This is a genomic window from Streptomyces sp. NPDC005070, from assembly GCF_053600395.1.
The window spans coordinates 1-4,804 of sequence record NZ_JBSFZS010000271.1 but is presented as its reverse complement, the minus strand read 5'-3'; the positions used below and the strand labels follow the sequence as shown (position 1 = coordinate 4,804).

The 4,804-nt window shown below is 69.0% G+C and carries 7 protein-coding genes and 1 pseudogene; 4 read left to right on the top strand and 4 right to left on the bottom strand.

Going from position 1 to position 4,804, the window contains the following annotated elements; all coding sequences use genetic code 11:
* Positions 1-1,338 (bottom strand): annotated as a pseudogene (locus ACWEBX_RS37410) (LysM peptidoglycan-binding domain-containing protein); the annotation flags it as partial.
* Entirely contained in the window at positions 1,338-1,730 is a 393-nt protein-coding gene (locus ACWEBX_RS37405) for a pilus assembly protein TadG-related protein (protein WP_451889193.1), read from the bottom strand. The gene ACWEBX_RS37405 and the pseudogene ACWEBX_RS37410, both read right to left, overlap by 1 nt.
* A 114-nt stretch (positions 1,731-1,844) precedes the next feature.
* Here ACWEBX_RS37405 and ACWEBX_RS37400 point away from each other — a divergent pair, with 114 nt between their 5' ends.
* Positions 1,845-2,378 (top strand): DUF4262 domain-containing protein, encoded by a 534-nt coding sequence (locus ACWEBX_RS37400; RefSeq protein ID WP_451889192.1) that lies wholly within the window; start codon positions 1,845-1,847, stop codon positions 2,376-2,378.
* Between the two features lie 36 nt (positions 2,379-2,414).
* Positions 2,415-2,750: a hypothetical protein gene (locus tag ACWEBX_RS37395; RefSeq protein ID WP_451889191.1), complete on the top strand. Its 336-nt coding sequence runs from the start codon at positions 2,415-2,417 to the stop codon at positions 2,748-2,750.
* Between the two features lie 20 nt (positions 2,751-2,770).
* On the opposite strand, the gene ACWEBX_RS37390 is transcribed toward ACWEBX_RS37395, so the two are convergent.
* Together ACWEBX_RS37390 and ACWEBX_RS37385 are read right to left on the bottom strand one after the other, a co-directional pair.
* Positions 2,771-3,265 (bottom strand): TadE/TadG family type IV pilus assembly protein, encoded by a 495-nt coding sequence (locus tag ACWEBX_RS37390; RefSeq protein ID WP_451889190.1) that lies wholly within the window; start codon positions 3,263-3,265, stop codon positions 2,771-2,773.
* Positions 3,262-3,615 carry a TadE/TadG family type IV pilus assembly protein gene (locus ACWEBX_RS37385; protein ID WP_451889194.1) on the bottom strand — a complete coding sequence of 118 codons (354 nt, stop codon included), beginning with the start codon at positions 3,613-3,615 and terminating at the stop codon, positions 3,262-3,264. The genes ACWEBX_RS37390 and ACWEBX_RS37385 overlap by 4 nt, the downstream gene beginning before the upstream one ends.
* 184 nt (positions 3,616-3,799) lie before the next feature.
* On the opposite strand from ACWEBX_RS37385, the gene ACWEBX_RS37380 reads away from it, so the two are divergent.
* Positions 3,800-4,324 (top strand): hypothetical protein, encoded by a 525-nt coding sequence (locus tag ACWEBX_RS37380; protein WP_451889189.1) that lies wholly within the window; start codon positions 3,800-3,802, stop codon positions 4,322-4,324.
* 88 nt (positions 4,325-4,412) lie between these two features.
* Complete coding sequence (locus ACWEBX_RS37375) at positions 4,413-4,802, top strand: hypothetical protein (RefSeq protein ID WP_451889188.1); 390 nt, start codon at positions 4,413-4,415, stop codon at positions 4,800-4,802.
* Positions 4,803-4,804: the final 2 nt, after the last annotated feature.

Sequence of the window (4,804 nt, the reverse complement as noted above, 5' to 3'; positions counted from 1 at the left end):
CCAGGCGTCCACCGCCTCGCGGCCGGCGCGCAGGACGTAACCGGGGCCGTCGGTGCGCCTGCGCTGCAGCGTCCTGCGCAGGGCGAGGGCCGCGGTGACGGCCGCTGCCAGCAGCGCACCGGCTCCGAGAACGGTGGGCAGACTCAACAGGCCACTGGCCGGGGCTGGTTCGGCGGTTTCGGGCGAGGCGGGGGACGGCGTCGGCTGCTCAGGGGTGGCGCTGATGGACGGCGGCGTTCCCGGAGAAGATGGCGCGGGTGCAGGCGTGCTGTGGTCGGGCGTCGCGGGCGGAGTGGCGCCGTTGTCCTGGTCTGCCTCGGGGGGCTGTTTGCTGCCGGTGTTGCCGCTGCTCGGACGGTCCGGGGACGGGCCGCCCGGGCGAGGGCGAGTGGCGGGCACGGTGACCTGCTGTCCTGGATAGATCACGTCAGGATCGGTGATGACCGGCAGCGCGTTCGGCTGCGGCTTGCCGTGGCTGGCCTTGAACAGGCGAGGCCATGCGTTGCCGTTGCCGAGTTCATCCTGGGCAATTGCCGAGAGGGAGTCACCGACGCGAACCGTGACGAGGTGTTCGCCCGTCTCGGCGCTCACCGCTGCACGTCTCTCTGTCTGCGTCCGCACGCTTTGGTGCCCGGGCTGCTCAGGCATGGCCAGTGTCCAGCCCGGCTGCAGGAAACTGCTGGACCTGAAGACGTGCCCGCCAGGCATGGTGTGTCCCTCGTTGAGGGCAGCGATCTCCCGCCACCGCTCTCCGTCGCCCAACTCCCGTTCTGCAATGCTCCACAGGCTCTCCGCGGGCCGGGTTTCGCGCACCGTGTACGACCCACGCGCGCCCGAGGTAGCAGCCTGCACGTCCTGGCCGGCGGGCGAAGTTTCGGGCGGACTCGGGGAGGCGGTGCTGGGAGTGCGGGCGGCAGCAGCGGTCGTTGTCGCGGCCTGCGCATCGGAGGCCAGCGCCGACCCCGTGGGCAGCAGGACCAGGATGCTGCCGACCAAAAGCGCTGCAGCACGCTGCGAGACACCCAGCCCGCGCGGGGCATGCCATCGCCGTCCCTGCAGCTGCGCAACCAGTTCCCGTGCTGTGCAGAACGTGAACTGCGCCCACCCGATCCAGCCGACCGCGATCAGCACGAGCAGGAACACGGATCCGGTGTCCTGCCGGTCCAGCAGGTGCGCCAGATCGTCGTGGCTCGATGCCCAGATGACGGGAGTGGCCCAGGTCAGCAGCAGCGGTAGGACGCCGACCGTGACGGTCAGGACGAGCAGGCTGAGAACGGCATGGCCCACCCGGACCAGGACGCTGCCGGCCCGCTGGGCGGGAGTGGGGGCGGGGTCCATCAGTTCCCTTCCGGTGCGGTGACGCCGTGCAGGAGCGTGGCGGTGGCGTGGCCGCTCACCCGCAGCGAGCCGATCCCGACAGCCGACAGGAAGGCCGTGTCGCTCGAACCGTTCACGGTGACGGCCAGGCTCTTGCCGTCACCGGACACGCTGACCGTGCCGGTGGCGCCGGCGGAGTGCAGGTAGGCCTGGGCGGCAGCGATAGCGTCCTGCGGGGCGACGACGATGGCCCGCCCGGTGATGGCCTGGCCGGGGTCGATGGCCTGTCCACCGGCCCGGGCGGCCTCACCCGCGAGATAGTCGGCGCGCTCGGTCGCGGCCATTTTGGCCCCGCCGTCAACGGCGATGCCGATGATGCCGATCAGCGCGATCACGCACACCGCAACGAACACGGTGACACCACCGCGGTCATCAGCCCGCGCCCGCCGCAAGGTGCCGTCCCAGCGGCGCGGCCCAGAGCCCGCCCGCCGAGGAGAAGGCCAACGCGCCCCCGTAGCCTCACGGCCATGCCCACCAGCCACACCGCCTGCCACTGCGTCCTTTGCACGGACATCAGCGAACTGGACCCTCGCACGCAGTCGAGCGTCGACACGATCCATCGGCACGGCTGGCAGGTGATGATGATCCCCGCCGACGACGCGGGACCGGGCTGGGCCTACACCATCGGTCTGTGGCACCAGCATCGGATACCCGAACTGGCGATGTTCGGCTTGGACGTCTCGCTGATGCACACACTCCTCAACGACCTCGCCCAGCGATCCGTGGAGGGGCAGGTGCTGGAAGCCGACCAGGAGCATCGCGACGTCGCGTCCGTCCCCATGGTTCTCAAGTCTGTCGACTACCGCTGGTACAAGGCGTTCTTCGGCACCGCGATCGGCTACTACCGCAAACCGCCGTTCCCGTTCCTGCAGGTCACCTGGCCCAACCGCGACGGAGCCTTCCCCTGGCAGCCCGGTGGAGAAGACCTCCTTAACCACCAGCCCCGGCTGTGGCTGCACCCTGATGAACACCCCGTCGGAGTCTGGACCCAGGACCTGTAAGGAGGCGGCCGTTGCGAAGCCGCGGACAATGACGTCATGGCGCGCTGGTTCCGCAGCTACTGGGCCGAGGAAGACACATGGTTCTACTGCGAGGTCGACACGGAAGGGTGGGTCACCCGCCAGGCCGAACTCCAAGGACCGCTTGAGAAACCCATCGCCGCAGCCTCCTCGGCCGAATGGGAAGCAGCCCAGCAGACAGGAACCCTCACCGATTACGAAGGGACGTTCGGCGCCACGGCAGAAGTCCCGGTGCAGGAGTGGGAAGCGCACGAGCCGCAGGACCTGACCGCCGCAGAATTCGAGACCGTCTGGCTCACCGCCCGCGCATCCTGCCAGGCACGAGCTCGAGCACGCTCCATGCACGAAGCGTGAGACCGGGTATCCCCGCGCGCTCACAGTTCACCGCCCCTGCCTCGGCCCGAACCCCACGGCACGTCGGAAGCCGCCGTCCCAAGATCCCTCTGTCGGTACATGTCGACGACGGACGTTGCAGTGGACTTCATGATCCGGCCCCCAGGAGCTCCGGGTAACAGGAGATCGGAGAGCCTGACGGTGCAGGTCACGGTCACGCTCACGGTCCCGACCTGGCCGACCGGCACGCTGAGGCCGCCCGTGTTCACGTGGACGGTGGTGGAAGCGCAGGCGATGCCCTGGTCGGCCAGAGACTCGGCAGCCGCCTCCTGGGCCGCGCTCTGGGCCGAGGCCGCCGTACGGTGGATGGACGCCTCCCGCGCCGCATCCTCAGCCGCAGCGTCGATCTTCGCCCCGGAGATGACGATCCGCCCCCCGGCGATCGCCAGACACAAAAACATGATCAGCGACGGGACGATGACCGCAGCCTCGATCGCGGCACTGCCCGCATCGCACGCTCTCCGCCTGCCGCTCATCGGCCCGGCACCGTCCACTGCTCCACCGCCCCGGACGCCGACTGCCGCACCTGCAGCCCGGCCACACCCGGAATCATCGACAAAGCGGTGCCTGCCACCTCGATGTGCACCCGCTGCCCGTCGCTGCTCGCACTCACGCTGTAGCCGCTGAGGCTGTCACCCGCAGTCCGCTCCAGCACATCCCGGGCGCGGGCGGCGCCGTCGCCGGGACCGGCCTGGTAGGCGCGGGCCGCGGCGGCCCCTTCACGGGCGGCGGTCACAGCGATCTGCCGCGCGTAGTACCACAGGGACGCCTGGATGACCGCGATGGTGGCGAGCAGCACGAGAGGGAAGACGATCGCCATCTGGATCGACGTGTCACCCCGGTCATCGCTCCAACGCCGCCCCTGCCAAAAGCCGTTGGGTGCGGATCCTCTGAAGTGAAGGGCTAAACGGCCGTCGCTGAACTGGGCAGCGGCGAGGAGGCCACGCGTACCTTCGTCGCTCGGTCGGAGCTTGCTTGCGAATGAGCACTGGGCCTGCCAAGGTCCCGACGTGACCGTACTTCTGGGAGACAAGAACAGGTTCGCGGCCGAGGTCGGGGAGTGGGACGACGCGTTGCGTCGGGTGGACCTGTGGGCTGCAGGGAAGTTGCTGACCTGCGACGACAACTTGTCTTTCGTCAGCCAGTTTCGCCGGGACGTGCTGGACACGGCAGTCTGGCTGCGTTCCGGGCAGGGCTCTCCGCTGCCGTTCGAGGGCCTGTCCCCGCAAGCCACGCACCGGCGACTTATGCACCGTGCCGGAAGTGATGACGAGACCGAAGCCGAGTACGAGCTTCGCAGCCAGTTCCGCGTCCTGAGCTGGGGGCCCACGACTGACAACGTGACGGCTCACGTCTTTTGCGACGCGGACCGCTTGGTGCTCACTCTTCAGTTCTGGCGTGAGGAGCATCTGATCAAGAATCCGGAGGATGCGGGCGAGGTCTTCGTGGCGGAGATCCCAAGGGTGGAGTTCGTTGGGATCCTTGAGGATCTTGTGGCTGTGCTCGACGGCGGCCCGGATCGGGAATGCCCGTGATCGGCTGACACGGTCGCTGGGGCTTCGAGCTGATTGGGGCTGTGTTCGGGGCTGCCCGTCTCTACCGTGGTGGTGGAGGTGGGTCGCCATGGCGTCTTTGCCGGAAGAGCTGCAGGTGCGGGAGGCCGCGGCTCGGCAGCGAGTGGAGGAACTCCAGGCTGAGGCGGCCGAGTTGGCCCTCCGCCTGGAGAAGGCGCGGGAGGATCTGTCGCGGTTGGAGATCACGCGGGAGACCGTCGCGCAGGTGCTGGCGGAACTGTCGGCCGCGGAGGCCGAACCGCATGATGCGGCGGGGGATGCGCCGGAGGCGAACGAGACGTCGGCGCCCCATGGCGTCGGGGTGATGATGGTGCCGCCGTGGCGGGAGGGCCTGGTCGTGGCGGTATTGCCAGATGTCTACCGGGACATCGTGGAGGTCATCGCTGACGCGCCGGGACCGGTGCAGGCCAAGCAGATCGTGCCGCGGATCGGCCCTTGATG

Excerpts from the sequence above, each read along its gene's own strand:
- ACWEBX_RS37390 (WP_451889190.1), bottom strand. The coding sequence starts at position 3,265 with ATGAGCGGCAGGCGGAGAGCGTGCGATGCGGGCAGTGCCGCGATCGAG.
- ACWEBX_RS37375 (WP_451889188.1), top strand. The coding sequence starts at position 4,413 with ATGGCGTCTTTGCCGGAAGAGCTGCAGGTGCGGGAGGCCGCGGCTCGG.
- ACWEBX_RS37395 (WP_451889191.1), top strand. The coding sequence starts at position 2,415 with ATGGCGCGCTGGTTCCGCAGCTACTGGGCCGAGGAAGACACATGGTTC.
- ACWEBX_RS37400 (WP_451889192.1), top strand. The coding sequence starts at position 1,845 with ATGCCCACCAGCCACACCGCCTGCCACTGCGTCCTTTGCACGGACATC.